Raw genomic sequence first — 26,040 nt, 5'->3', positions numbered from 1 at the left:
CCTCAGCCAAACTCTCTCCGTTTTCAGACGAACCTAGTTTCATCCTGCCCTGAAAGCGCCTAGGTAAGCCTCAACCTGAGCATAACCTTGCAGGGACGAACGAACATGGACGACGCGGGCGTGGTGAGCTTGCAGGCGACGATGGCGGACATGGGCCGCACCGCGCGCGCGGGTGCGCGCGCCCTGCGCCTGGCCTCGCCAGAGCAGCGCACCGCCGCCATCCGCGCCATGGCCGCCGAGATCCGCGCCGCCGCCCCCGCCATCCTGGCCGCCAATGCCCAAGACCTGGCCCGCGCCGAGGCTAACGGCGTCTCGGGCCCGATGCTCGACCGTCTCGCGCTGGACGCCGCGCGCCTGGAAGGCGTCGCCGTCGGGGTCGAGGCCGTCGCCGAGATCGCCGATCCGCTGGGCGTGGCGACCTCGCGCTGGACGCGGCCCAACGGCCTGGACATCAGCCGGGTGCGCACGCCGATCGGCGTGATCGCCATGATCTATGAGAGCCGCCCCAACGTGACCGCCGACGCCGCGGCGCTGTGCGTGCGCTCGGGCAATGCGGTGATCCTGCGCGGCGGCTCCGAATGCATCGCCTCCAACCTCGCGATCCACACCGCGATCGAGCGCGGCCTGCTGGCCGCCGGCCTGCCGGCCAGCGCCGTCCAGGCGGTCAAGACGCCCGATCGCGCGGCCGTCGGCATGATCCTCCAAGGCCTGGACCGCTCGATCGACCTGATCATCCCGCGCGGCGGCAAGAGCCTGGTCGCCCGCGTCCAGGCCGAGGCCCGCGCCCCGGTGCTGGGCCACCTGGAAGGCCTCAACCACGTCTTCGTCGACGCCGCCGCCGATCCCAAGAAGGCCGTCGACATCGTCGTCAACGCCAAGCTGCGCCGCGTCTCGGTCTGCGGCTCGGCCGAGACCCTGCTGGTCGACAAGGCCGCCGCCGAGACGCTGCTGCCGCTGATCGCGGAGGCGCTGATCGCCGCCGGCTGCGAGCTGCGCGGCGACGACGCCGCCCGCGCCATCGTTCCGGCCATGAAGGCCGCGACGACGCAGGACTGGACCACCGAATACCTGGCCGCGATCCTTTCCGTGGCCGTGGTCGACGGCGTCGAGGGCGCGGCTGCGCACATCGCCGCCTTCGGCTCGGGCCACACCGACGCGATCGTGACCGAGGACGAGACGGTCGCCGAGGCCTTCGTCGCGGCGGTCGACAGCGCCATCGTGCTGGTCAACGCCTCGACCCAGTTCGCCGACGGCGGCGAGTTCGGCTTCGGGGCCGAGATCGGCATCGCCACCGACAAACTTCACGCCCGCGGCCCGGTTGGGGCCGAGCAACTGACGACGTTCAAATATGTGGTTCGCGGGACCGGCCAGACTCGTCCCTGACGCCGGCCGGCCCGCAGCGCAGCGCCTGGGCTTCCACCTGGAGCCAGGCATGCGCGTCGGCCTGTTCGGCGGCAGCTTCAACCCGGCGCACGAGGGCCATGCCCACGTGGCCGAGACCGCCATGCGCCGTCTGGAGCTGGACCGAGTCATCTGGCTGGTCTCGCCGCAGAACCCGCTGAAGTCCTCGCATGAGACCCGTCCGTTGGCCGAACGCCTGGCCGAAGCGCGCCGCTGGGCGCGCGGCTCGGGCATGATCGTCTCGGACGCCGAGACGCGGCTGGGCTCGCAATACACGATCGACACCCTGCGGGTGCTGAAGGCCCGCTTCCCAGGCGTGAAGTTCGTCTGGGTGATGGGCGCCGACAGCCTGGCCGGCTTCCACCGCTGGCGCGGCTGGACCCAGATCATGCGCGAGGTCCCGGTGGCGGTGATCTCGCGGCCGTGGATCGCGCTGAAGGCCCGCACCGCCCCCGCAGCCCGCCGCTTCGCCTTCGCCCGCTGGCCGGCCAGCGCCGCAGCAAAGCTTCCCGACGCCACCGCGCCGGCCTGGGTCTATCTGACGGGCCCACTCAATTTCGCGTCGTCGACGGCGATGCGGGCGCGGCAAAAGGGCAAGCTTCGCCGATAGCTTCAGCGCGGCGCGAAAGCGCAAATCGACGTCAATGAACGCGACCTCTCTCTTTTCGCCCAATTCCGTGCTAAGAGAACTGTCCACAGCGACCCCATAAGGAGCAATACGCTGCGTAGCGACCCCGCGCTTAGTGCGCACGAGGGACCGGCTGGAGCCGAATCCTCGATTGAATCCCCGGGCCTGAGTCTCCCTCTTGATCTCAAGGCGCTTGAGCGCCTGATCCTGGAGCGCCTGGACGACGACAAGGCCCAGGACATCGTCCACATCGACCTGACGGACAAGAGCTCGGTCGCCGACAGCCTGATCGTGGCGTCGGGCCGCTCGCACCGTCACGTCGGCGCCTTGGCCGACCACCTGCTGCGGGCGCTGAAGGAAAACGGCTACGGCAAGGCGAAGGTCGAAGGCCTGCCGCACTGCGACTGGGTGCTGATCGACGCCGGCGACGTCGTCGTTCACCTGTTCCGTCCCGAAGTGCGCAGCTTCTACAACATCGAGAAGATCTGGGCGGTCGACGCCCCGCACCGCACCGCGGCGAACTGATCTCTCTTGCTCGGCCGTCGCCTCAGGGCGACGGCCTTGAGCGCTTCCTGAGCTTGGCGCGTGGCGGGCGCCGAAACCGCTCACACTTTCGGCTGCCACGCTTGCCTGCATGAAGATCACCATCCTCACCGTCGGAAAGCTCGGCCGCATGGTCGAGGCGCAGCTGGCCCTGGACTATGCGTCGCGCGCCACCGCCTCGGGGCGCGCGCTGGCGCTGGGCCCGGTCGAGATCGTCGAGGTCGAGGCCAGAAAGCCCGGCAAGGCGGCTGAGGCCGAGGTGCTGCGCCCGCACCTCGAGGGCGCCCACGTCATCGCCTGCGATGAGCACGGCAAGGTCCGCAAGAGCCGCGATTTCGCCGACCATCTGGCCAAGCTGCGCGACGACGGGACGCGTCGCGTCGTTTTCCTGATCGGCGGCGCCGACGGCCTGGATCCCGCGATCCTGTCCGGCGCACACGAGACCATGGCCTTCGGGCCGCAGACCTGGCCTCACGCCCTGGCCCGGGCGATGCTGGCCGAACAGGTCTATCGCGCCGCCACCATCCTGTCGGGCTCGCCCTATCACCGCGATTAGCGCTATCAAGGCCGCGATGCTTCGCCGCCCCTCGCGTTTTGTCTTCGCGCTCGCCGCCCTGGCCCTGGCCGTTCCCACGGTCGGGATCGCCTGGCAGAGCGTCGACCGCGCCGCCATGGAGCAGCGCGCCAGGGACCGCCAGAACGCCGCCGACACCCGCCGCGAGATCGAGGACCTGCGCGCCGAGCTCGACCGCCTGGACCACGCCCGCGTCTCCGCTGGCGCCGATGTCGACGCCAAACGGGCGCGACTGGAAGCGCTGAACGCCAAGGAGCGCGCCATCCTGGCGGACCTGGGCGTCAACCGGCAGCGGCTGGCCCTGCTGCTGTCGGCGCTGCAGCTGTTCCGCCGCGATCCGCCGCCGGCCCTGCTGGTCTCCCCCGACAACGCCCGCGACGCGGTGCGCGCTGCGATCCTGATCCGCGCCATGACGCCCGACCTGCAATATCGGGCTCAGGCCTATGCCCGCCAGGCCACGGCGGTCGGGACTCTTCGCCGCGAGGCCGCTGCGGCCTCCGCCGAGCTGTTCACCGCCGAAAGCGTGGTCGCCGACCGCAAGGGCGAGATCGAGCGACTGATCATCGAGAAGACCCAGCTGGAGCGCGCCTACGCCCAGGAAGCCCTGGTCCAGGAGACCGAGCTGCGCACCCTGGGCGCGCTGAGCGATGGTTTGGGCCGCGCGGCGGCGACGGGGCCGCTAGCGCTGCGTCCGCCAGCTTCGGGCGCGATCGTCCGCCGCTTTGGCCAGGAGATGCCGGCCGGCGGCAAGGCGCCCGGCCTGACGTTGCGGACCGACAAGGGGCTCACCGTCGCCGCGCCCGTCGCTGGAACCGTTGAGTACGCCGGCGCACTGAACGGCTGGGGCGCGGTGATCATTCTACGGGCACAGGGCGCCTACCACATCGTGCTGGCCGGCCTCGACCAGATCACCGCCGCGCCCGGACAATCTGTCGCGGCCGGCGCCCCGATCGGAAAGATGCCGGACCATGTATCCTCCGATCCGGAGCTCTATATGGAAGTACGGGAGAACGGCGAACCGGCCGATCCGGAACGTTGGCTCAAACAGGAGTCGCGATAAGCGGCTTTTTCGGTAATGGTGACTTGTCGTTAGATCGTCACCACATACGGTAGGACGGGGCTAAATTTGGTTTGCGACGCCGCGCGTCGCCAGGGAGCCTTCTGGGCCTTAATGCGCAAGTATCTGCTCATCGGCGTTTCCGCCTTCGTCCTCGGCGCGGGGACCATGGCCTATATCAGCCCCATCGCTCAGGCGAACAACGCGCCCAAGACCCAGACCTACAAGCTTCTGGAGCTATTCGGCGACGTGCTGGGCACGGTCGAGGATCAATACGTCACCGAGGTCGACGACAAGAAGCTGATCGAGGCCGCTCTCGACGGCATGCTGACCAGCCTCGACCCGCACTCGGGCTACCTGTCGCCCGACAGCTATGAGGACATGCAGGACACCACTCGCGGCGAGTACGGCGGGTTGGGCCTCGAAGTCACCAGCGAAGACGGCGTGGTCAAGGTGATCTCGCCGATGGACGGCACCCCAGCCTCGCGGGCGGGCGTCCAGGCCGGCGACTACATCACAGCCGTCAACGGCCAGAGCGTTTTGGGCCTGACCGTCAACGAAGCGGTCAAGCAGATGCGCGGTCCGGCCGGCGAGGCCGTGACCCTGACGATCGCCCGTGAAAAGAACGACCCGTTCGACGTCAAGCTGATCCGCGAGATCATCAAGCCCAAGGCCGCCATCGCCCGAATGGAAGGCGACTATGGCTATGTCCGCCTGCCCGGCTTCAACGAGAAGGCCACCGACGCCCTGTCCAGCTCGATCACCGAGCTGAAGACCAAGAACCCGAAGATGAAGGGCCTGATCCTGGATCTTCGCAACAATCCTGGCGGCCTGCTGGATCAGGCCGTCGGCGTGGCGGATATCTTCCTGGACGGCGGCGAGGTGGTCAGCCAGCGCGGCCGCGACCCCCGCAATATCCAGCGCTACAACGCCAAGCCCGGCGACCTGCTCAATGGCCTGCCGGTAGTCGTGCTGATCAACCAGGGCTCGGCCTCGGCGGCGGAGATCGTCGCTGGCGCTCTGCAGGATCGTCACCGCGCCGAGCTGGTCGGCCTGACCAGCTTTGGCAAGGGCTCGGTGCAGACGGTCATCCCGCTGCGCGGCGGGGCCGACGGCGCCCTGAAGCTGACCACGGCGCGCTACTTCACGCCGTCTGGCCGCTCGATCCAGAAGACCGGCATCGCCCCGGACCTGGAGGTCGCCCAGACCCGCGACCAGGCCCAGGACATCGCCAACCGCGTCTGGTTTAGCGAAGCCAGCTTCAAGAACGCCCTGAACGGCGATGAGGGCAAGACTCGGGTGGCGCCGCACGCGCCGGCCGAGGCTCCGCCCACCGGCTTCGACGACAAGAAGGGCGACTTCCAGCTGGAACGCGCCCTGGCCGTCCTAAAGGCCGGCGGTGTGGCTAACACGCCCAAGCTGCCCAAGCCCGCGGCCAAGATCGCCGAGGTGACCGCAAAAGCCGCCGCCGCGACCAAGACGCCCGCGACCGAGAAAAAGTAGGCCTCATCGCGACCGCTCGAAAACCAACGCCGCCTGGCCCAGAGCCAGGCGGCGTTTTCGTGCGGCGACCCGCCGCGCTGAACGACGCGGCTGGCGACGGCTTGTTAACCATCTCTTCGGCCCTTGCGCTTAGCCTGCGAGACGATGGCCGCCACCTTCTCCCGCAAGCCCGCCTACGCCGCAGCCAAGCCCGCGTCCGGCGGGTCGGCCGCGCTGCGCGCAAAGCTGGGAACGGCGCTGACCAACCCCTATATCGGCGCTGGCGGCGCGGCCTGCCTGTTCCTGGCCTCACTGGCCACCCTAGTCCTGGTGACCAGCGACCCGCATGCGGGCAATCCGATTGTCCGGGTGGAGCTGACCAAGATCGGCGCCACCAAGAACCCGCCGGAGGGTTGGCGCGAAGCTTTGACGGCCGAGGGCCCGCACGAGGCCCCGCTAAAGTCCGCCGAACTCCAGCTTTCCCGCGCGCCCTTCCCGCCCGCAGGCGCTGAAGACGCCAAGAAACCCGCCTTCGAGGGTGAGCAGCCGCCACCGCCGCTCCATCAGGGCCCTGGCTTGCCGCAAGCGCCGATCGCCGGCCTGACCGCGCCCGGCCCCGGCGGCGCGCCCTTGCCGATCATCGCCGCCGACGGCCGCACGGCCGCCGACGCCTACGCTCGCCCCTTCACGCCGAACGGCCGTCCGAAGGTCTCGGTCGTCATCGGCGGCCTTGGCCTGAACGCCCAGACCACCCGCGCGGCCATCGAGACCTTGCCGCCCGAGATCACCCTGTCCTTCGCGCCCTATGCCGAGGGCCTGCAAGGCTGGATCGACCTGGCCCGGGAGCATGGCCACGAGGTGCTGCTGGAGACGCCGATGGAGCCGGCGGACTATCCGGCCAACGATCCTGGCCCCTACACCCTGATCGCCGCCAACCGGCCCGAGGACACCGTGCGCAAGCTGGAATGGCTGATGTCGCGGGCCACCGGCTACTTCGGCCTGTCGAACTATCTGGGCGCACGCTTCGTCGACAACGACCAGGCGATGGCGACCTTCAACACCGTGCTGAAAGCGCGGGGCCTGGCCTTCATCGACGATGGCCTTGCGGCTCGCCGCGCGGGTGAGATCCCGCGCGCCTCGGCCGACCGGGTGATCGACGACGAGCTGTCGGCCAGCGCCATCGACGCCCAGCTGCGCGCGCTGGAGAACGGCGCCTCGGCCCGGGGCCAGTCGCTGGGGTCGGGCTTCGCCTATCCGGTGACCATCAATCAGGTTCGTCTCTGGGCCGCCGGCCTGCAGGCGCGTGGCCTGCAGCTGGCCCCAGCCTCGGCCCTCGCCCATCGCTAGAGCGTGATAGGCGAAAGTGTAGGCGGTTTCGCCGGCTATCACGCTCTAAATGTTTGATTTAGAGCCTGTTTACCCGCTTCAAATGTCGCCATTTGAAGCGGACAGGCTCTAGGCTTTGTGGAACAAGGCTCTCATGATCGCAGAGCCCGACTATCCGCAGCACCGCCCCAACGTCGGCGTCGTCCTGTTCCATCCGGACGGCCGCGTCTGGCTGGGCCGCCGCCACAAGCAAGCGCCGCCTTACAACTGGCAGTTCCCGCAGGGCGGGATCGACGATGGCGAGGACCTCGAGGCCGCCGCTCGCCGGGAACTGGCCGAGGAGACCGGCGTGGTCTCCGTGGAACGGCTCGGACGCACACCGGGCTGGATCACCTACGACTTCCCGCCCGAGGTTCTGGCCGATCCGAAAGCCGCGCGCGGTTGGCGCGGCCAGAAGCAAGTCTGGTTCGCCTATCGCTTCACCGGAGACGAGGCGGAAATCAATCTTACGGCGGACGAACACATCGAGTTCGACGCCTGGCGATGGGGTAGGCTCGACGAAGCACCCGAACTGATCGTACCCTTCAAGCGCGGCGTCTACGAAGCAGTCGTCGCGGCGTTCGCGGGGTTCGCGCGAGGGACCTGATTTTCAGGTTCACTGCGCGGGGGAAAACGGTGGTGGATACAGTTCTGTTGATTCACGGCTACGGCTGCGCCGGCGACGTATGGGGCCCCGTGGCCTCTCGCCTACGCGCCGAGGGCTATCGCGTCGAGACGCCCACGATCCGGGCGGCGGTGCGCACGGTCGATGGCCCCCGAGCGGGGCTGATCGGCCTGACCTTGGCCGACTACGTCGCTGAAATGGTCGCCTACGCCCAGACGCTCGCCCGAGAGACCGGCAAGAAGCCGATCGTGATGGGCCATTCGATGGGCGGGCTGATCGCCCAAAAGATCGCCGAGGCGGGGAACGCCTCGGCCGTCGTGCTATTCGCCCCAGCCTCGCCCGCCGATGCGCGCGGTAAGCCCAAGCTGGCTCCGGTCTTCACCTTCCTGAATCTGATCCTTACCGGCAAGCCCGAGGCCAAGGCCGGCAAGATGTGGAAGACTGGCTTCAAGTTCGGCGTGGTCAACGCCGTGCCCGCCGAGCGTCACGACGCTCTTTACGCCACCATGGTCCATGACAGCGGACGGGTGTTGGCCGACCTGGCCTATCCCGCCAAGGACCCCAACAAGGCCGCCTATGTCGACGCCAGCAAGGTCACCGCGCCGATGCTGGTCATGGGCGGCGCCCTGGATCGCACGACACCCGTCGAGGACGTGCGTCTCGTCGGCAAGAAGTACGCCGGCGCCGAGTTCCGCGAGTACCCCAACAACGCCCACTATCTAATAGATGAGCCAAACACGATGAAGATCCTCGACGACCTGATCGCCTGGCTGGGCGGCAAGAAGCAAACGCTGGCCGCCACGCCCGCGCCGACGCCCGCGAAAGCCCCGCCCCCGGCGGCCGCGCCTGTGAAGGCGGCCGAACCCGCTCCGGCTCCGGCGCCAACGCCCGCGCCGCCCCCCGCGCCAAAGCCCGCCCCGGCGGCGACCGCCGCGCCGAAGGCCGAGGCCAAGCCGAAGGCGGCCGCGAAGCCGAAGGCAGCCGCCGCGCCGAAGAAGGCCGCCGCGCCAGCCAAGGCGCCGGCTGCGAAGGCGCCTGCGGCCAAGGCCCCTGCAGCCAAGGCCCCCGCAACCAAGGCAAAGGCCGCGCCCGCGCCAAAGGCTGCGGCGCCCGCCAAAGCCGCCGCCAAGCCGAAGGCCGCCGCGCCGGCCAAGCCGGCTCCTGCCGCCAAACCCGCCGCGACCAAGGCTCCGGCCAAGACCGCAGCGCCGAAGGCCGCTGCTCCGAAGACCGCCGCTAAGCCCGCGACGGCGAAGGCTCCCGCCAAAGCCGCCGCCGCCAAGAAGGCTCCCGCCGCCAAGGCGACCGCTGCGAAGCCCGCCGCGCCCAAGGCCCCAGCCGCCAAGAAGCCTGCGACAAAGGCGCCCGCCAAAACCTCGCCCAAGTCGAAGTAGACCGTGTACTCTGCCCCGTCGGCCAAGCTGGTCGGCGGGGTTTAGTCGAGTTCAAGGGCGTCCATGCGCGCACCGGTTATCATGGTCCACGGGGCCTTCTGCGGCGGCTGGACCTTCGACGTGTTCCGCGCGCCGTTCGAGGCCGCCGGCTATACAGTGCTGACACCCGATCTGATCGGCCATGACGGCGTGGGCGGCGTTACGGGCGTCTCAATGACCGACTACGCTCGGCAGATCGCCCGTCTGGTCGAAGCCTGCGAAACGCCCCCCATTCTCATCGGCCACTCGATGGGCGGCCTTGTCGCTCAGATGGCCGCCACGCGTGCTCGCGTCTCCAAACTGATCCTGCTGGCTCCCTCAGCGCCCTGGGGCGTGAGCGGCGCCAGCCTGGAGGAAGCCGCCTCGGCCATGAGCCTCTACGCCCTGGGGCCGTACTGGCTGCAAGCCGTCGCGCCGGACTATGGAGTCGTGCGCCGCTACAGCGTCGACCGCCTGCCCCGCCCCGTCCGCAAGGCCATCTTCGCCCGCATGACGGCCGAGAGCGGCCGGGCGCTGTGGGAGACGTTGAACTGGTGGCTCGACCCCTTCATGACGACCAGCGTGGCCGCGCCGGCATGTCCCGTGCTGGCGATCGCTGGCGGCAAGGACGTGATCCATCCGCCAGCGACCGTCCGCCAAACCGCCGCGCGCCTGGGCGGCGCCGTGGAGATCTTCCCCGAGATGAGCCATTGGCTGCCGGGCGAACCTGGCTGGGAGCAGGTGGCCGATCGGTGCCTCGCGTTCATCGCCGCCGAGGGTCGGGCGGCGGCCTGAGCGCCTCTCTACTGCGGACTGAACACCTTCAGCCCCAGGATCCCGGCCACGATCAGGCCCAGGCACGCCAGGCGCGCTGCGGTGGCGGGCTCCTTGAACAGCAGGATGCCGACGATCGCCGTGCCCACGGCGCCAACCCCGGTCCAGACAGCGTAGGCCGTCCCAAGAGGCAGAGTCTTCACCGACCAGCCCAGCAGGGCCATCGACAGCGCCAGGCTGATGGCGGTGAAAAGGATCGGGATCGGCTTGGTGAAGCCTTCGGTGAACTTCAGACCCACGGCCCAGCCCACCTCGAACAGTCCGGCGATCAGGAGAATAATCCAGGCCACGACGAGCCCTTTCTTCGAAAAAGGCGGGGTCGTCCCCGAAAAAGCAAAAGGCGCGGGGTCGTCCCCGCGCCTTCGCTAGATAGGTCCGCCCGGAAGGCGGGGCAACCTGACCCCGATCAGCGGCTATTGGTGCTGTACAGGATCTGGGCGCGCTCGAAGTTCTTGCCGACCGAGCTCTCGTCCAGCTTCTTCAGGCGCACATAGACCAGGCCCGCGCGACCGCCGGCCCAGTTGTCGTCCCACGACACGGTGAAGCGGCGGAAGTCGCTGCCAACGGTCTGATCGTTGCGGATCAGGCGCAGCTGCGGGCTGTTCTCCCAGGTCGCCCAGTCGTGCAGGCCATTGGCCAGTTCCTGAGCCTGCTCGGGCGTCTGCGCGTAGTCGATGGTGACCGTGCAGATGTTCTTGTTCGAGCCAGGGTTATCCAGCGTGATGTTGAAGGGCTTGCCGAGGTCAAGAACCCACTGCTCCTTCTTCTTCTTCAGGCCATAGTCCTTGACCAATTGGGCGAAGTCGCCGCCGGCGACCTGCGGCTTACAGACCTTGTCCAGAACGTCCAGCAGCTTCAGCGTCACGGGATCGGTGGTCTTGGGGCCGCGCACCGGCGCGGTGTAGGTTTCGGCGGGCGGGGCGGCCGGAGCGGCCTGCTCAGCCGGAGCCGCGACGGGTGGCGCAGCTTGATCAGCCGGAGCGGCCGGGGCGGCTTGGACCGGAGCCGGAGCGGCGGCGGTAGCCGGCGCGGGCGTGGCGGGAGCCGGAGCGGTTTGCTCCTGGGCGACGGCGGCGGTCGAGACCGCGCCGAGAGCGATCAGGCTGACGAGCGCGAGGCGCATAGGCTGGATATCCCCAACTGAACGAGAGGTCGGCATTAAAACCGACAAGCGATCCCTCGCAACCCTTATGGCTACCGATTGCCGCGGAGATTAGGTCACAAGTGTAATTTTTTCGCGCTAGGCGGGAAAGCGCTTATGAAAACGCCCTCGATCCGAGGGAACGAGGGCGTCTCCAAATTCTAAGGTCGGAACGATCAGGCCGCTTCGACAGCGTGCTCGGCCAGGATGGTCAGACCTTCGGGACCGACGTCCGCGAAGCCGCCCTGGATGTCGAACACTTTGGTCGTCGCGCCGTCCTTCACGGTCACCTTGCCTTCGCGCAGGGTGGTCATGAACGGCGCGTGGTTGGCCAGGACGCCGAAGTCGCCTTCCGCGCCCGGAGCCTGGACCATGTCCACCTCGCCCGAGAACAGTTCGCGCTCGGGGGCGACCAGGGAAAAGTGCAGCTTGGCCATCAGTTGAAAGTCTCCTCGACGCCGCCAAGCGCGGCCTCGATATCCTCGTCGGTCTGGATCTCGGTCCCGCAGAAGGGGCAGAAGCGGATGGTGGCCAGCACCAGGCCCGTCTCGCCCTCTTCCTCGCGTTCGCCGAGATTCAGCAGGATCAGGCCGCTGTCATGCTCGATGAGGCTGGCCGTGGTGTCCGGAGACACCGCTTCGGCCAGCTCATCGCAGCAGAAGTGACCCAGATCAGCGTCTTCGGTCATTAGGCTTCGGCCGCCATCTTCTCGGCCTTGGCCACGGCTTCCTCGATCGGACCGACCATGTAGAAGGCGCCTTCCGGCAGGTGGTCGTACTCGCCGTCCACGATGCCCTTGAACGAACGGATCGTGTCCTTCAGCTGGACGAAGGCGCCCGGCGTGTTGGTGAACTGCTCGGCGACGTGGAACGGCTGGCTCAGGAAACGCGAGATCTTGCGGGCGCGCGACACGACCAGCTTGTCCTCTTCCGACAGCTCGTCCATGCCCAGGATGGCGATGATGTCCTTCAGGGCCTTGTACTGCTGCAGCACTTCCTGGACGCGGCGAGCGACCGTGTAGTGCTCTTCGCCGATGACCAGCGGGTCCATGATCCGCGAGGTCGAGTCCAGCGGGTCCACGGCCGGGAAGATGGCCTGGGCCGCGATGTCACGCGACAGAACGGTGGTGGCGTCCAAGTGGGCGAACGAGGTGGCCGGAGCCGGGTCGGTCAAGTCGTCGGCGGGCACGTAGATGGCCTGCACCGAGGTGATCGAGCCCTTGTTCGTCGAGGTGATGCGCTCCTGCAGGTTGCCCATCTCGGTGGCCAGGGTGGGCTGATAGCCCACGGCCGAGGGGATACGGCCCAGCAGAGCCGACACTTCGGCGCCGGCCTGGGTGAAGCGGAAGATGTTGTCGACGAACAGCAGCACGTCCTTGCCTTCTTCGTCACGGAAGTATTCCGCGATCGACAGGCCCGTCAGCGCGACGCGGGCGCGGGCGCCCGGGGGTTCGTTCATCTGGCCGTAAACGAGGGCGCAGCGCGAGCCTTCGGTCGAGCCGTTGTTGGCCTTCGGGTCGACGTTGACGTTGCTCTCGATCATCTCGTGATAGAGGTCGTTGCCTTCGCGGGTGCGCTCGCCCACGCCGGCCAGAACCGAGTAACCGCCGTAAGCCTTGGCGATGTTGTTGATCAGTTCCTGCATCGTCACGGTCTTGCCGACGCCGGCGCCGCCGAACAGGCCGATCTTGCCGCCCTTGGTGTAGGGGCACATCAGGTCGATGACCTTGATGCCCGTGACGAGAACTTCAGCCGTGTTGGTCTGCTCGGCGAAGGTCGGGGCGTCGCGGTGGATCGTGCGGGTGATGTCCGAACGGATCGGGCCCTGTTCGTCGATCGGCTCGCCGATGACGTTCATGATTCGGCCAAGCGTGCCCGGACCGACCGGCACGCGGATCGAGGCGCCGGTGTCACGCACAGGCTGACCGCGGACCAGACCTTCGGTGGCGTCCATGGCGATGGCGCGGACGGTGTTCTGGCCCAGGTGCTGGGCAACTTCGAACACCAGGCGCTGGCCGGTGGCGGTGTTGACGGTCTCGACGGCGTTCAAGATCGCCGGCAGGGCGCCGTCGAACTCGATGTCGACGACCGCGCCGATGATCTGCACCAGACGGCCGGTGGCGCCGTCCAGGTTCACGGCGGCATTGGCCGAAGCGGCGGCGGCCTTCGGAGCGGCCGGCTTCTTAGCGGCGGCGGGAGCCTTGGCGGCGGTGGCGGCCTTCGGAGCAGCAGCGGCCTTAGGGGCGGCGGGCTTCTTGGCGGCGGCGGCGGCCGGCTTTTCGGTCGGGGTCTTGGCCATGGCTTGCGGGTCTTTCGGTCTCTGCGTGCTTGTGTCGTTAGGCTAGATCAGACGGCTTCGGCGCCGGAGATGATCTCGATCAGCTCCTTGGTGATCTGAGCCTGGCGGGAACGGTTGTATTCGAGGGTGTAGCGCTTGATCATGTCGCCGGCGTTGCGCGTGGCGTTGTCCATCGCGGTCATCTGGCTGGCGTAGAAGCCGGCCATGTTGTCCAGCAACGCCGACAGAATCTGAACCGTCAGGTTGCGCGGCAGCAGGGTCTCGAGGATGGCCTCTTCCGAGGGCTCGTACTCGTAGACCGCGGACGGGCCGGAGGAGGCTTCGACACCCTCGACCGTGGCCGGGATCAGCTGCAGGCCCGTCGGGATCTGCTGCACCACCGACTTGAAGCGGCTGTAGAACAGCGTGACCACGTCGGTCTCGCCGGCTTCGTACACGCGCGTGACGGCGTCGGCGATCGGCTGGGCCACCGACAGCGTCAGCTGGCGGTAGGCCGACAGGTCGAACGTCTCGACAACCTTGCCGGCGTAGGGGCGGGCGAGCTGCGCCGTCACCTTCTTGCCGACGCAGATCACCTGCACCGTCTTGCCCTGGGCGATCAGCCCGTCGATGTGCTGGCGCGCGGCGCGGACGATCGACGAGGTGAAACCACCCGCCAGACCGCGATCGGCGGCGGCGACCACCACCAGGTGGCGGTCGTCGCGGCCCGTGCCGGCCAGGAGCTTCGGCGCGCTGTCCCCGGACACGCCAGCGGCGAGATTGGCGATGACGCTAGCCAGACGCCGGGCGTACGGACGGGCGGCTTCCGCCGCGTCCTGGCTCCGGCGCAGCTTGGCCGCCGCCACCATCTGCATCGCTTTCGTGATCTTTTGCGTCGCCTTGACGCTCGAGATCCGATTGCGCATTTCCTTTAGGCTTGCCATCCGCCTATCAGACCTTCCTAAACAGCCACCAGGTGGTGTCGTCCATCACGGTCGTCCTTCTCCAGAAGAATCCGTAATCAACCAACACCAGATCTGGAAATAGATCCAAATAGAGCGAGCCGAAATCGTTCTTGAACAGAAGATCCTGCTCGCCTCGGTACGTAATCGTTTCTGCCCGTGGCGAAAAATACTCAGCGCACAGCACGTACTTGGCCGACACGCGATGAATCTCGCGCATCGTGGCCTCGAGCTGGGTCGGATCCACGTGGATCAGAACGCCCGAGGTGAAGGCCATATCGACCGCGCCATCCGCGAGCGGGATGGTGTGACCGAAACCCTCAAACAGACGCTCGGGCGGCAGGACGCCGTCCTCGAGGATCTGCTTGCGGGCCGTGCCATTTGGCTCGATGCCCCACAGTTCCGCATCGGTGATCGCCTGCATGCCCCGGAGGTTCAGCCCGACGTTCGGGCCGACTTCCAGAATGCTCTTCGGCGGATCGCCGACCAGACGCGGAAGCACCTGCCCCCAGACCTTGGCGCGACCACGTACGGCCTCGGCGGTCACGGCGTTCCGCTCGGTATAGCGGTCGCCGAACTCGCCGGACCAGGCCTCCAAGGTTTTGGGCGCGTCTGCCACGCTTCAGGTCCTTATGCGAAGGTCGACGAGAAGCTGTCGAGCGCGCTCTTCAGCGTCGCTTCCAGATCCTTGTCGAGCGCCTTCTTGGTGCGGATGCCGTCCAGCAGATCCTTGTGCTGGCTGTGCAGGCGGGCCAGGAGCTCGGCCTCGAACCGACGGACGGCCGAGGTCGGGATCTTGTCCAGGTAGCCGCGCGTGCCAGCGTAGATCACGCAGACCTGCTCTTCCACCGCCTGCGGGGCGTATTGCGGCTGCTTCAGCAGCTCGGTCAGGCGTTCGCCGCGCGCCAGCATCTTCTGGGTCGAGGCGTCCAGGTCCGAGCCGAACTTCGCGAAGGCGGCCATTTCACGGTACTGGGCCAGTTCGCCCTTAATCGGGCCGGCGACTTGCTTCATCGCCTTGATCTGGGCCGACGAGCCGACGCGCGACACCGAGATGCCGACGTTCACGGCCGGACGGATGCCTTGGTAGAACAGGTCGGTTTCCAGGAAGATCTGGCCGTCGGTGATCGAGATCACGTTGGTCGGGATGTAGGCCGACACGTCGTTGGCCTGGGTTTCGATGATCGGCAGAGCCGTCAGCGAGCCAGAACCGTTGTCTTCGTTCAGCTTGGCGGCGCGTTCCAGCAGGCGCGAGTGCAGGTAGAACACGTCGCCCGGATAGGCTTCGCGGCCCGGCGGGCGGCGCAGCAGCAGCGACATCTGACGGTAGGCGACGGCTTGCTTGGACAGATCGTCATAGATGATCAGGCCGTGCAGGCCGTTGTCGCGGAACCACTCGCCCATGGCGCAGCCCGAGAACGGGGCCAGGTACTGCAGCGGGGCCGGCTCCGAGGCCGAGGCGACGACGACGATCGTGTACTCAAGCGCGCCGTGCTCTTCCAGGGTCTTGACGATCTGGGCGACGGTCGAGCGCTTCTGGCCGATGGCGACATAGACGCAGTAGAGCTTGGCGCTCTCGTCCTTGCCGGCGTTCACGGCCTTCTGGTTCAGGATGGTGTCGATGGCGACGGCGGTCTTGCCGGTCTGACGGTCACCGATGATCAGCTCGCGCTGGCCGCGGCCGACCGGGATCAGGGTGTCGATCGACTTCAGGCCGGTCTGCACGGGCTCGTGCACCGACTTGCGCGGGATGATGCCCGGGGCCTTCACGTCGACGCGGCGACGCTCGGTGTATTGGATCGGGCCCTTGCCGTCGATCGGCTCGCCCAGCGGGTTGACGACGCGGCCCAGCAGGCCACGGCCGACCGGCACGTCCACGATCTCGCCGAGGCGACGGACTTCGTCGCCTTCCTTGATTTCCTGGTCCTGGCCGAAGATCACGGCGCCGACGTTGTCGCGCTCGAGGTTCAGGGCCATGCCCTTCACGCCGGCCTTCGGGAACTCCAGCATTTCACCGGCTTGGACGTTGTCCAGGCCGTAGATGCGGGCGATGCCGTCACCGACGGACAGCACCTGGCCGACGTCCGAGACGGCGGCCTCTTCGCCGAAGTTGGCGATCTGCGACTTGAGGATGGCCGAGATTTCGGCGGCGCGGATGTCCATGGTCTTCAGGGCTCTCTGCGATCTAATCTTTTTAGGCGCGCTTATACGCTCAGGCGCGCTTCAGGGCGAATTTCAGGGAATCGAGCTTCGAACGGAGCGAAGCGTCGAAGAGACGCGAACCGACGCGAACCTTCAGACCGCCCAGCAGGGACGGATCGACGCGCGTGGAAACTTCAGGGGTCTTGCCCAGGGCCTGGACGAGGGCCGTCTGCACGCCCTTCAGCTGGGCGGCCGACAGCGGAGCGGCCGAGACGACTTCCGCCGTCACCACGCCGCGATGCTTGGCAGACAACTCGGCGAAGGCCGAAATGGCGCCCAGCAGGTCACGGGCGCGGCCGTTGGCGGCGACGAGACCCAGGAACTTGATGGTCAGCGGCTGGAAGCCGGCCTTCTTGGCGACGGCGGTCAGGCCCTTGCCCTTTTCCTCGGCGGAAAAGGCCGGCGATTCGATCAGGCGGCGCAGGTCTGCGCTATCGGCCGCCATGGCCTTCAGGCTCTTCAGATCGGCCTCGACCTGGGTCAGGGAGCCGCTCTCGATCGTCAATTCGAATAGGGACTGCGCGTAACGCTGACCCGCATCCGTCGCCTTGGTTTCGTCCGCCACTTGGTATCCGCCCGGTGCGTTGCAATGGCCGCCGACAAGAAGTTTAGCTCTTATCACGGCTTAAAGGCTTGAGCGCGCTTGAAAAAAGCACATGGACGGTCGGCGCTGCCGCGCCGCCCCATCCGAAGCCGCGCGCCTGATAACACGGGCTTTTCGCAGTCGCAACCAAGCGGGCGCGATCAGTCGCCGGCGCGGCGGAATACAGCCGAGGCTGAAGCCGCCAGGCTGCCGTTAGGGCGCCTTAGCTCACCCTGGGCAAAGACAAGGCTGCGGGTCGCCCGTTCAATCCAAGCCTTGGGCTGCAATGCGGCCTCTTCAAGGCCGGCGGCGAAGTCGATGGTCAACGACGTCAGAGCCGCGCCCTCGCCCGCGACTTCGCGCAGGGCGGCTTCCAACTGGGCGGAGAGACTGGTGTCCATGGGCTCAACTCAATCTGGGAACCGTAAAGAAAAAGAGGCGGCGGAAAGCCCCGCCGCCCCATTAAGGCGAATGCTCGAGGAAACAGCCAGACGGGCCGGAGAAACGAACGGCCCAAAGCGTCTGGGTAGGCGATCAAGAACGCCAGGCGCGCTCTTTACTTGGCCGAGGCCAGGGCGGCGCCCTTGGCCGAGGCGTTGCAGCGGATCAGGTCGTCGGCGTCCAGGGAGCGGCTCTCGCCGCCGAAGGTCGAGACGCGACCCACTTCCTTGGCCAGCGCCTTGCAGGCGACGGCGGTCAGGGCGCGAGACGGCGCTTGGGCCGAAACGCATTCGGAGCCCTCGCAGACGAACACCGCGCCGCCGGCGACCACCTTGGTCTTGGCGGCGACCGGCGCGTCCAGAGTGACGGCGATGCGGCCGTCGGCGAGAGCCGAACCGGCCAACATGGAGACGGAGACGGCGGCGAAAGCCGCCAGGGTGCGGAGCTTCATCGGAAAAGCCCTCCGGCGTTTGGGGAGTTGCGGTCAGATCGTTGATCGGCGGAACGCGTACTGGCCGCTCGGAGCCGGGGGATGACAAGCGCCGGTATCCCCACCGGTGCTTCGGGCCCGAACTAAGCATCGCTTAGATATCAGTGATTATAAATAGCGCAAGCGGATTTTCGGTCGCGCCTAGACATCGGTGGAAAACGCAGGTTTCGGGCGGCGTCGACCAGAAGCGCGCGGAAACGGCCAGGCCCCACCGTTCCGTCGGGGCAAGATTGGCCCGCCCCGCAACAAGCGTACTCTTCTTCCCAACGACAGAAATGGGCTTGGGAGGCTTGGCCATGGACTTCCGACTGCCGCCGGAGCTGACCGCCTATCTGGCGGAGCTGGACGCCTTCATCGAGAAGGAGATCGCGCCGCTGCAGGCGCGCGACGACAACCAGCGCTTCTTCGACCACCGCCGCGAATGGGCCCGCACCGACTGGGACGCCGGCGGCCTGCCCCGCCACGAGTGGGAGGAACTGCTGGGCAGGGCCCGCAAGCTGGCAGACCAGGCGGGTCACTATCGCTACGCCCTGCCAAAGGCGTACGGCGGCCAGGACGGCACGAACCTGGGCATGGCCGTGATCCGCGAGCATCTGGCGGCCAAGGGCCTTGGCCTCTTCAACGACCTGCAGAACGAGCACTCGATCGTCGGCAACAATCCGTTCGTGCTGATGATCCGCGACTTCGGCCGCCCCGACCAGCAGCACCTGATCGAGGACATGCTGGATCGCGGCGCCTTCCGCCCAACCTTTGGCCTCACCGAGCCCGACCACGGCTCGGACGCCACCCATATGGAGACCCGCGCCGTCCGCGAGGAGCGCCATGGAGAGGCTGGCTGGCGGATCGACGGCGAGAAGATGTGGACCACCGGCATGCACGCGGCCACCCACTGTTGCCTCTTCGTCCGCACCAGCGGCCAGGACGGAGACGCCCGCGGCATCACCGCCTTCCTTGTCCCGGCCCACGCGCCGGGTGTGAAGATCGAGGAGTACCTCTGGACCTTCAACATGCCGACCGACCACCCGCGCGTCAGCTTCACCGACGTCTGGGTTCCCGACAGCGCCATGTTCGGTCCGGAGGGCGGCGGCCTGGCGCTGGCCCAGCACTTCGTGCACGAGAACCGCATCCGCCAGGCGGCCTCCAGCCTGGGCGCGGCGACCTACTGCATAGAAGAGAGCATCAAGTACGCGCGCGCCCGCAAGCCGTTCGGCAAGGCTCTCGCCGAAAACCAGGCCATCCAGTTCCCGATCGTCGAGCTCTCCACCCAGGTCGAGATGTTGCGCCTGCTGATCCGCAAGACCGCCTGGGACATGGATCAGATGACCAAGCCGGAGGTCGAAAAGCGCCTCTCGGATAAGGTCTCGATGTGTAACTACTGGGCCAACCGGCTTTGCTGCGAGGCGGCTGACCGGGCGATGCAGATCCACGGCGGCATCGGCTATTCCCGCCACAAGGCGTTCGAGCACATCTATCGTCATCACCGCCGCTACCGGATCACGGAGGGGGCCGAGGAGATCCAGATGCGCAAGGTCGCCGCCTGGCTGTTCGGCTACATCGGGCCCCGCAAGCAGGCATTCCAATAGTTGGCGGGCGGCGGGCGCCGAAACCGCTCACACTTTCGGCTGCCGCCGTCGCGCCGATATGGACAAGGTTTAATTCCGCGCCTCCTGACGCCGATCAAACCACGCGCTATCTAACAAGGGTACGCGAACGGTCATGTCCGCGTGTCGTATTCGCGCGTTAGGGTCCTGCCCGTTTGGCTTTCGATCGACCGTCCGTCGCCAAAGCGGACCGCTGGAGGATTGAATGAACCGTCTCGTCCGTAACACCGCGCGCGTGGCGCTGATCGTCGCTATCCCGGCTGCGCTGGCCGGCTGCGGGATCAACACCATCCCCACCCAGGACGAAGCGACCAAGGCCGCCTGGGCCGAGGTGCAGAACCAATACCAGCGCCGCGCCGACCTGGTGCCGAACCTGGTCGCCACGGTGAAGGGCTACGCCGCCCAGGAAAGGGACGTGCTGACCGCCGTCACCCAGGCTCGCGCCAGCGCCACCCAGGTCAAGGTCGACACCTCGACCATCACCGACCCGGCCCAGTTCCAGAAGTTCGCCGCCGCCCAGGACCAGCTGTCGGGCGTGCTGGGCCGCCTGATGGTGATCCAGGAGCGCTATCCGGACCTGAAGTCGAACCAGAACTTCCTGGCCCTGCAGAGCCAGCTGGAAGGCACCGAGAACCGCATCACCATCGCACGCCGCGACTACAACCAGGCCGCCCAGACCTACAACACGACCCTGCGCACCTTCCCCAGCATCCTGTGGGCCAAGACGGTCTATAGCGGCCAGAAGCCGGCCCAGTTGTTCCAGGCCTCGGCCTCGGCCCAGAGCGCGCCGACGGTGGACTTCTCCAGCCCGCCGACGGCCGCGCCGCCGAAGGTGCAGTAGGGTCGTGAACCTGATCGCTCTCATCCTCCCCCGTGAAACGGGGGAGGGGGACCGCGAAGCGGTGGCGGGGGCGTCCGGCCGCCGGATGCGCCCCCTCCGTCACGGCGCGCATCCGCGCCGCGCCACCTCCCCCGTTTCACGGGTGAGGATGCTGGTGCTGGCGCTCGTGGCCATGGCGCTCGCCCTGCCCGCCCTCGCCGCCCCGACCTTTCCGGCCCTGACTGGCCGGGTGGTCGACCAGGCCCAGGTGCTGTCGCCGGACGCCGAGCGCGACCTCTCGGCCAAGCTGGAGGACCTCGAAGCGACCACAGGCCGCCAGCTCGTCGTCGCGACTGTGCCCAGCCTCCAGGGCTACCCGATCGAGGACTACGGCTACCAGCTAGGCCGAACCTGGGGCATCGGCGAGAAGGGCAAAAACACCGGCGTCATCCTGCTGGTCGCGCCCACCGAGCGGAAGGTGCGGATCGAGGTCGGCTATGGGCTGGAGCCCGTCCTGACCGACGCCCTGTCCAGCGTCATCATCCAGAGCGTGATCCTGCCCAAGTTTCGGGACGGCGATCTGGCGGACGGGGTCGTCGCGGGGACCGACGCCCTGATCGAGCAGCTCAGCCTGCCCGCCGACCAGGCCAAGGCTCGCGTCGCCGAGGCCAGCCAGCCCGAACGCCATAAGGCCCAGGCCTCGCCGATCGCGGCGATCTTCGTGATCCTGTTCCTGATCGTCGTGTTCTCCAGCCTGTTCCGAGGCGGACGGCGCGGCGGCCTGGGCTCGGCCCTGCCGTGGATCATCCTCAGCGCCCTCAGCGACAGCCGCCGCGGCGGTGGCGGCTGGGGCGGCGGAGGTGGCGGCGGCTTCTCCGGCGGCGGCGGATCGTTCGGCGGCGGCGGCAGTTCGGGGAGCTGGTGAGATGCCTACTCAAATGACCCCAGAAGACCTCGACCGCATCGCGCAAGCCGTGGCCGAGGCCGAAAAGACCACCGCCGGCGAGATCTTCTGCGTCCTGGCGCCAGAGGTGTCGGACTATCGCGAGACGCCACTGGTCTGGGCCGCCGCGACCGCCTTGGTCCTGCCGGCCGCGGCGCTGTTCGCCGGCTTCCGGCCCGAGATGCTGACCCGTCTGTTCGGCGGCTGGAGCGTCGGCCACGCCGCAGCAATGGACGGCGCGATCCTGTCAGCCCTGTCGACCTATATCGCGCTGCAGGCCGTGGTGTTCGTGCTCGCCGCCCTGATCGTCTCGATCCCGTCGGTTCGTCGCGCCCTGACCCCGGGCGCGCTGAAGGCCGCCCGGGTCAAAAAGGCCGCCATGGAGCAGTTCCTGAGCCGAGGCCTGCACGTCACCCGCGACCGCACCGGCGTGTTGATCTTCGCCGCCCTGGCCGAGCATCGCGTAGAAGTGATCGCCGACGAGGGCATCTACGCCGCCGCCGCGAACACGGTGTGGGACGATGTGGTCGCCGACCTGGTGGAGGGCATGAAGCGCGACGCGATCGCCGACGGCTTCGTGGCCGCCGTGCGCCGCGCCGGCGCCATCCTGGCCGAGCATGTGCCGCCGCGCCCCGACAACCGCGACGAGCTCGCCAACGGCCTGACCATCCTGCCCAAGCGGTGATCTCCCCCGCCCTGGGCGGGGGAGACCTCGCGTCTTGGCGCCCTAGAACGTCTTGCGGACGGTCACCCCAGCGATGCGGGGCTGGCCCACGGAGTAGCCCAGGCGCGCCCGTCCGCCACGTTCGCGGTCGAAGGACAGCAGGGCGTTCTCGTCGAACAGGTTGTTGACGTAGACGGTGATGTCGACGCCGTCCTTCATCTCGACCCCCGCGCTGAGATTGACGATCTCGTAGCTGGGCAGCTGCAGGTCGACGACCGTGGGCACGAGTCCTGTGGCCCCGCCGAACGCCAGGTTCGAGACGAACGAGCGCGGGTTGTTCTCCTGGTCGCTGGCCTGGGTGAAGCGGCTGCCGACGTGCTGAACAGAAGCCTTCAGATAGCCGTTGGCGCCGTCAAACACCTCGCGGCTGTAGGTGAGGTCGAACGAGATCTGGAACTTCGGCACCGACGGCAGGCGATTACCCTCGCGGATGCCGCCGATCACCGCGCCCGTCCCGTCCTTCACGGTCGAGTCGAACTGGGCTTCCAGCAGGCTGCCCGACAGGCCGATATCGAGGCCATTGGCCAGCCGCGCCGTCAGCTCGCCCTCGATCCCCTTGGTGTGGGCCTTGGGCACGTTGAACACCACGCGCGAGCTGCAGGAGCCGGCGTCCAGGGTCGTCTGCAGGTTCTTGATGTCGGTGTAGAAGACCGCGCCGTTGAAGCGGATTCCGCCAAAGCGCGACTTCACGCCGCCCTCGTAGTTCCACAGCGTCTCGTCGTCATAGTTCTGGTAGCCGCCAAAGATGGCCGCATCCTGGGCCGAGCACAGCGGAATGTTCAGCGGATCGTTGACGCCGCCCAAGCGGAAGCCTTTCGAGGCCTGGGCGTTGAAGGTGACGGTGTCGCTGGCCTCGTAGCTCAGCAGGAAGCGGGGGGTGAAGCCATCGGACGAGGTCTTGTCGGTGCGGTTGTCGCCGTTGGCGAACAGGCCGCCGGACTTGAACTGCCGCGTCTCGCTGAAGTCATAGTAGCGACCGCCCGCCGTCGCGGTCAGCTTGCCCAGCGTGTAGTTGACCTCGCCGAACAGGGCCTTCTGCTTAATGTCGTAGGGCAGGTAGGCGTTGTAGGGCGAGTTGCGCTCGAAGCCGTTGGCGACAGCGGCCGAGGTCCCCGCGCCGAGCACCGCGTCGGTGTAGGCGTCGTAGCCGGTGGTCGGCAGGCGCTGATTGTAGACGCGGTCGACCTTCGAATAGAAGCCGCCGACCACCCATTGCAGCGGACCGTCGCCCGTCGAGGCCAGGCGTAGCTCCTGGGTGAACTGCTCAAGGTCGGTGGTGTCGACCAGCTTGGAGGGCAGCGTCACGGCCGCCGACGGGAAGCCCAGATCCACCGAGACGCTGCCGGTCAGGGCGCTGGCGTCGCGGTTCACCGTGATGTCGCGATTGATGTAGCTGATCACCGAGGTCAGGGTCGCGCCGTCGAAGGCCAGATTGGCCGTCAGGTCCGCCAGCAGGGTGTCGTCGGCGAAGCTCTCGTCCAGCAGCAGATACTGCTCGCGCTCGCCCAGCTGGATCTTCGGCCGCGTCGTCGTGTTGTTGTTGGCGAAGAGATTGAAGACCTCCTGGCGGTTGAAACCGTGGGCGCGGATCTCTTGGTAGACCAAGCGCGGGGTCAGGCTGAACATCTCGTTGGGCTGGATCAGCACGGCAAGCCGTCCGCCGCGACGCGTGCCGTCATTGACGTTTTTCTCGACCTTGCCGCCTTCCTTCCGCGCGTCGATGAAGCCGCCATAGCGGGTCAGATAGCCCACGGCGCGGACGGCGACCTTGTCGGAGACCGGCATGTTGACGGCGCCCTTCACATGGCCGCCGAAGGCGTCGCCGCCCGTCAGGTTGGCGTTGGCCTCGAAGACGCCCTCGTTAACGTCCAGCTTGGGCTGGTTGGTGATGTAGCGGATCGTGCCGCCCACCGAGCCCGAGCCGAACAGCGTGCCCTGCGGTCCGCGCAGGGTCTCGACTCGGTTCAGGTCGAAGAGGTCGACGTCGGGCGTGAAGAGCGACAGCGAGATCACCGACTCGTCGAGATAGACCCCGACCTGCTCCTTCACCCCCGGCTGGTCGCGGACGACCTGGCCGGCCGAGACGCCGCGCACCGACACCTGGCTTTGGCCTGGGCCGAGATTCTGGATCGTCAAGCCAGCGACATTGCGCGACAGGTCCTCCAGCGTGACGGCGCCCGAGCGCTGGATGTCCTTCTCCGTCTGGGCGTTGATCGAGAACGGGATGTCCTGGATCGTCGCGTCCCGCTTGGTCGCGGTGACGATGACTTCCTCGACAGCGGTCTGGTCCGCCTGCTGCGCCGCCGCCAGGGCGGGGGCGAGCAGAAGCGAGGACAGCGCGGCCCCGCTCAGCAGGACGCGGCGCGCGCGGCGGCGCGATGTGGCAATGATCATGATTTTCCTCCCAACCCTTTATTTTGGCGGCCGCGAGGTCGAGCCCGCGACGCAACTCCAGCGTTCATCCTGGAATCGCTGAAAGTCAACGCGAAAAGAAGGTGGGGAAAATCAGTGTTTTAGACACAACACTGAGCCGAGTTCGAATATGGCGTATGAAAAATGGGCCGGATTTCCGTTTACGCGCGCGTGACCTTTCCCGTCGCGAAAAGCCGGTCTAGGGTGGCGGCAATTCAAACTAATGTTTTAACGGGGAGAGCGCCCTCATGCGCGAAGCGGTCATCGTCTCTTACGCCCGCACGGGCCTGGCTAAGTCCAACCGCGGCGGCTTCAACAACACCCACGGCGCGGCCATGGCCGGCCACGCCATCCAGCACGCGGTCAAGCGGGCCAAGCTGGACGGCGCCGAGGTCGAGGACGTGGTCCTGGGCTGCGGCGGCCCCGAAGGCGCCACCGGCATGAACGTCGCCCGCAACGCGGCCATGTGGGCCGGCCTGCCGGTGACCACCTCGGGCCAGACCGTCAATCGCTTCTGCTCCTCGGGCCTGCAAGCGATCGCCACGGCCGCCAACTACGTCCGCAACGACGGCGCCGCCGTCGCCATCGGCGGCGGCGTGGAGTCGATCTCGCTGGTGCAGGGCGGCGGTCACATGAACCGCTTCCACATCACCGAAGAGAAGCTGATGGGCACTCATCCGGCCCTCTGGATGGCGATGATCGACACCGCCGATATCGTGGCCAAGCGCTACAACATCAGCCGCGAGTATCAGGACGAATATTCGCTGCGCAGCCAGCAGCGCATCGCCGCCGCCCAGGCCGCCGGTCTGTTCGCCGACGAGATCGTGCCGATGGCCACCAAGATGAAGGTGGTCAACAAGGAGACCAAGGAAGAAAGCCTGGTCGACTACGTGGTCAACAGGGACGAGTGCAACCGCCCCGAAACCACGCTGGAGGGCCTGGCCAGCCTGAAGCCGGTCATGGGCGAGGGCAATTTCGTCACCGCTGGCAACGCTAGCCAATTGTCTGACGGCGCGGCCGCCGTGGTGGTGATGGAGGCCAAGGAAGCCCTCCGCCGCGGCCTCGAACCCCTGGGCGCCTTCCGAGGCTTCGCCATCGCCGGCTGCGAGCCGGACGAGATGGGCATTGGTCCGGTCTTCGCCGTGCCGCGCCTCTTGGAACGCCACGGCCTGAAGGTCGGCGACATCGACCTGTGGGAGCTGAACGAGGCCTTCGCCAGCCAATGCCTCTACAGCCGCGACCGCCTGGGCATCGACCCGGAGAAGTACAACGTCAACGGCGGCTCGATCGCCATCGGCCACCCGTTCGGCATGACCGGCGCGCGCTGCGCTGGCCACCTGCTGCTGGAAGGCAAGCGCCGCAAGGCCAAGCTGGGCGTGGTGACCATGTGCATCGGCGGCGGGATGGGCGCCGCCGGCCTGTTCGAGATCTTCTGATTTCGATCAGGACGGAGGACGGCGCCCATCAGCCAAAAGAGCCGAGATCGCTCACGCGATCTCGGGGGGCGCCGCCGGCCTGTTCGA

General features: G+C 67.5%; 27 protein-coding genes. 15 read left to right on the top strand and 12 right to left on the bottom strand.

Annotated elements, in window-relative coordinates; all coding sequences use genetic code 11:
* Positions 1-105 precede the first annotated feature (105 nt).
* The 10 genes from CSW59_RS14215 to CSW59_RS14170 all read left to right on the top strand — a co-directional run bounded on the left by CSW59_RS14215 (position 106) and on the right by CSW59_RS14170 (position 9,882).
* On the top strand, positions 106-1,383 hold the full coding sequence (locus tag CSW59_RS14215) for a glutamate-5-semialdehyde dehydrogenase (RefSeq protein WP_099444662.1): 1,278 nt from the start codon (positions 106-108) through the stop codon (positions 1,381-1,383).
* On the top strand, positions 1,349-2,011 hold the full coding sequence (locus CSW59_RS14210) for a nicotinate-nucleotide adenylyltransferase (RefSeq protein ID WP_099444661.1): 663 nt from the start codon (positions 1,349-1,351) through the stop codon (positions 2,009-2,011). Before CSW59_RS14215 ends, CSW59_RS14210 begins: the two co-directional genes overlap by 35 nt.
* A gap of 111 nt (positions 2,012-2,122) precedes the next feature.
* The gene (gene rsfS, locus CSW59_RS14205) at positions 2,123-2,554 is read left to right on the top strand and encodes a ribosome silencing factor (protein ID WP_201722834.1); all 432 of its coding nucleotides are present in this window, start codon (positions 2,123-2,125) and stop codon (positions 2,552-2,554) included.
* Positions 2,555-2,663: 109 nt separating this feature from the next.
* A complete protein-coding gene (rlmH, locus tag CSW59_RS14200; protein ID WP_099444659.1) occupies positions 2,664-3,128 on the top strand; it encodes a 23S rRNA (pseudouridine(1915)-N(3))-methyltransferase RlmH in 465 nt (154 codons plus the stop codon).
* A 16-nt stretch (positions 3,129-3,144) separates the two neighbouring features.
* A complete protein-coding gene (locus CSW59_RS14195) occupies positions 3,145-4,206 on the top strand; it encodes a murein hydrolase activator EnvC (RefSeq protein ID WP_099444658.1) in 1,062 nt (353 codons plus the stop codon).
* A 111-nt stretch (positions 4,207-4,317) separates the two neighbouring features.
* Positions 4,318-5,706 carry a S41 family peptidase gene (locus tag CSW59_RS14190; protein WP_099444657.1) on the top strand — a complete coding sequence of 463 codons (1,389 nt, stop codon included), beginning with the start codon at positions 4,318-4,320 and terminating at the stop codon, positions 5,704-5,706.
* A gap of 144 nt (positions 5,707-5,850) precedes the next feature.
* Complete coding sequence (locus tag CSW59_RS14185; protein WP_099444656.1) at positions 5,851-7,032, top strand: divergent polysaccharide deacetylase family protein; 1,182 nt, start codon at positions 5,851-5,853, stop codon at positions 7,030-7,032.
* A gap of 136 nt (positions 7,033-7,168) precedes the next feature.
* Complete coding sequence (locus CSW59_RS14180; protein WP_099445253.1) at positions 7,169-7,657, top strand: RNA pyrophosphohydrolase; 489 nt, start codon at positions 7,169-7,171, stop codon at positions 7,655-7,657.
* A 29-nt stretch (positions 7,658-7,686) separates the two neighbouring features.
* Positions 7,687-9,069 (top strand): alpha/beta hydrolase, encoded by a 1,383-nt coding sequence (locus CSW59_RS14175; RefSeq protein ID WP_099444655.1) that lies wholly within the window; start codon positions 7,687-7,689, stop codon positions 9,067-9,069.
* A gap of 63 nt (positions 9,070-9,132) precedes the next feature.
* The gene (locus tag CSW59_RS14170) at positions 9,133-9,882 is read left to right on the top strand and encodes an alpha/beta hydrolase (protein WP_099444654.1); all 750 of its coding nucleotides are present in this window, start codon (positions 9,133-9,135) and stop codon (positions 9,880-9,882) included.
* 8 nt (positions 9,883-9,890) lie between these two features.
* Here CSW59_RS14170 and sugE read toward each other — a convergent pair whose 3' ends face one another.
* The 11 genes from sugE to CSW59_RS14115 all read right to left on the bottom strand — a co-directional run bounded on the left by sugE (position 9,891) and on the right by CSW59_RS14115 (position 17,978).
* Positions 9,891-10,211 (bottom strand): quaternary ammonium compound efflux SMR transporter SugE, encoded by a 321-nt coding sequence (sugE, locus tag CSW59_RS14165; RefSeq protein ID WP_099444653.1) that lies wholly within the window; start codon positions 10,209-10,211, stop codon positions 9,891-9,893.
* Between the two features lie 116 nt (positions 10,212-10,327).
* Entirely contained in the window at positions 10,328-11,080 is a 753-nt protein-coding gene (locus tag CSW59_RS14160; RefSeq protein WP_099444652.1) for a hypothetical protein, read from the bottom strand.
* Between the two features lie 158 nt (positions 11,081-11,238).
* A complete protein-coding gene (locus CSW59_RS14155) occupies positions 11,239-11,499 on the bottom strand; it encodes an ATP synthase F1 subunit epsilon (protein ID WP_010921274.1) in 261 nt (86 codons plus the stop codon).
* Positions 11,499-11,750 (bottom strand): hypothetical protein, encoded by a 252-nt coding sequence (locus CSW59_RS14150; protein WP_013077432.1) that lies wholly within the window; start codon positions 11,748-11,750, stop codon positions 11,499-11,501. Before CSW59_RS14150 ends, CSW59_RS14155 begins: the two co-directional genes overlap by 1 nt.
* Positions 11,750-13,360: a F0F1 ATP synthase subunit beta gene (gene atpD, locus CSW59_RS14145; RefSeq protein WP_099444651.1), complete on the bottom strand. Its 1,611-nt coding sequence runs from the start codon at positions 13,358-13,360 to the stop codon at positions 11,750-11,752. The genes CSW59_RS14150 and atpD overlap by 1 nt, the downstream gene beginning before the upstream one ends.
* Positions 13,361-13,407: 47 nt before the next feature.
* Positions 13,408-14,283 carry a F0F1 ATP synthase subunit gamma gene (locus tag CSW59_RS14140; RefSeq protein WP_099444650.1) on the bottom strand — a complete coding sequence of 292 codons (876 nt, stop codon included), beginning with the start codon at positions 14,281-14,283 and terminating at the stop codon, positions 13,408-13,410.
* Between the two features lie 7 nt (positions 14,284-14,290).
* Positions 14,291-14,920 (bottom strand): pseudaminic acid biosynthesis-associated methylase, encoded by a 630-nt coding sequence (locus tag CSW59_RS14135; protein WP_099444649.1) that lies wholly within the window; start codon positions 14,918-14,920, stop codon positions 14,291-14,293.
* Positions 14,921-14,931: 11 nt separating this feature from the next.
* Positions 14,932-16,464: a F0F1 ATP synthase subunit alpha gene (gene atpA / locus CSW59_RS14130; protein WP_099444648.1), complete on the bottom strand. Its 1,533-nt coding sequence runs from the start codon at positions 16,462-16,464 to the stop codon at positions 14,932-14,934.
* A 49-nt stretch (positions 16,465-16,513) separates the two neighbouring features.
* Positions 16,514-17,068 carry a F0F1 ATP synthase subunit delta gene (locus tag CSW59_RS14125; RefSeq protein ID WP_099444647.1) on the bottom strand — a complete coding sequence of 185 codons (555 nt, stop codon included), beginning with the start codon at positions 17,066-17,068 and terminating at the stop codon, positions 16,514-16,516.
* Between the two features lie 179 nt (positions 17,069-17,247).
* On the bottom strand, positions 17,248-17,487 hold the full coding sequence (locus tag CSW59_RS14120) for a hypothetical protein (RefSeq protein ID WP_099444646.1): 240 nt from the start codon (positions 17,485-17,487) through the stop codon (positions 17,248-17,250).
* Between the two features lie 155 nt (positions 17,488-17,642).
* Positions 17,643-17,978 carry a hypothetical protein gene (locus tag CSW59_RS14115; protein ID WP_099444645.1) on the bottom strand — a complete coding sequence of 112 codons (336 nt, stop codon included), beginning with the start codon at positions 17,976-17,978 and terminating at the stop codon, positions 17,643-17,645.
* A 329-nt stretch (positions 17,979-18,307) separates the two neighbouring features.
* On the opposite strand from CSW59_RS14115, the gene CSW59_RS14110 reads away from it, so the two are divergent.
* The 4 genes from CSW59_RS14110 (at position 18,308) to CSW59_RS14095 (ending at position 22,066) form a co-directional block, all read left to right on the top strand.
* Complete coding sequence (locus tag CSW59_RS14110; protein ID WP_099445252.1) at positions 18,308-19,600, top strand: acyl-CoA dehydrogenase family protein; 1,293 nt, start codon at positions 18,308-18,310, stop codon at positions 19,598-19,600.
* Positions 19,601-19,823: 223 nt separating this feature from the next.
* The gene (locus CSW59_RS14105) at positions 19,824-20,459 is read left to right on the top strand and encodes a LemA family protein (RefSeq protein WP_099444644.1); all 636 of its coding nucleotides are present in this window, start codon (positions 19,824-19,826) and stop codon (positions 20,457-20,459) included.
* 85 nt (positions 20,460-20,544) lie between these two features.
* Positions 20,545-21,363, top strand: a complete 819-nt coding sequence (locus CSW59_RS14100; RefSeq protein ID WP_099444643.1) for a YgcG family protein — start codon at positions 20,545-20,547, stop codon at positions 21,361-21,363.
* A gap of 1 nt (position 21,364) precedes the next feature.
* Positions 21,365-22,066 carry a TPM domain-containing protein gene (locus tag CSW59_RS14095; protein WP_201722811.1) on the top strand — a complete coding sequence of 234 codons (702 nt, stop codon included), beginning with the start codon at positions 21,365-21,367 and terminating at the stop codon, positions 22,064-22,066.
* A 42-nt stretch (positions 22,067-22,108) separates the two neighbouring features.
* On the opposite strand, the gene CSW59_RS14090 is transcribed toward CSW59_RS14095, so the two are convergent.
* A complete protein-coding gene (locus tag CSW59_RS14090; RefSeq protein ID WP_099444641.1) occupies positions 22,109-24,499 on the bottom strand; it encodes a TonB-dependent receptor in 2,391 nt (796 codons plus the stop codon).
* A gap of 266 nt (positions 24,500-24,765) precedes the next feature.
* Here CSW59_RS14090 and CSW59_RS14085 point away from each other — a divergent pair, with 266 nt between their 5' ends.
* Positions 24,766-25,953 carry an acetyl-CoA C-acyltransferase gene (locus tag CSW59_RS14085; protein WP_099444640.1) on the top strand — a complete coding sequence of 396 codons (1,188 nt, stop codon included), beginning with the start codon at positions 24,766-24,768 and terminating at the stop codon, positions 25,951-25,953.
* The last annotated feature ends 87 nt before the right edge of the window (positions 25,954-26,040 follow it).

This window comes from Caulobacter sp. BP25 (assembly GCF_002737755.1).
Lineage (GTDB): Bacteria > Pseudomonadota > Alphaproteobacteria > Caulobacterales > Caulobacteraceae > Caulobacter.
This window is presented reverse-complemented; position numbering and strand designations above follow the sequence as displayed.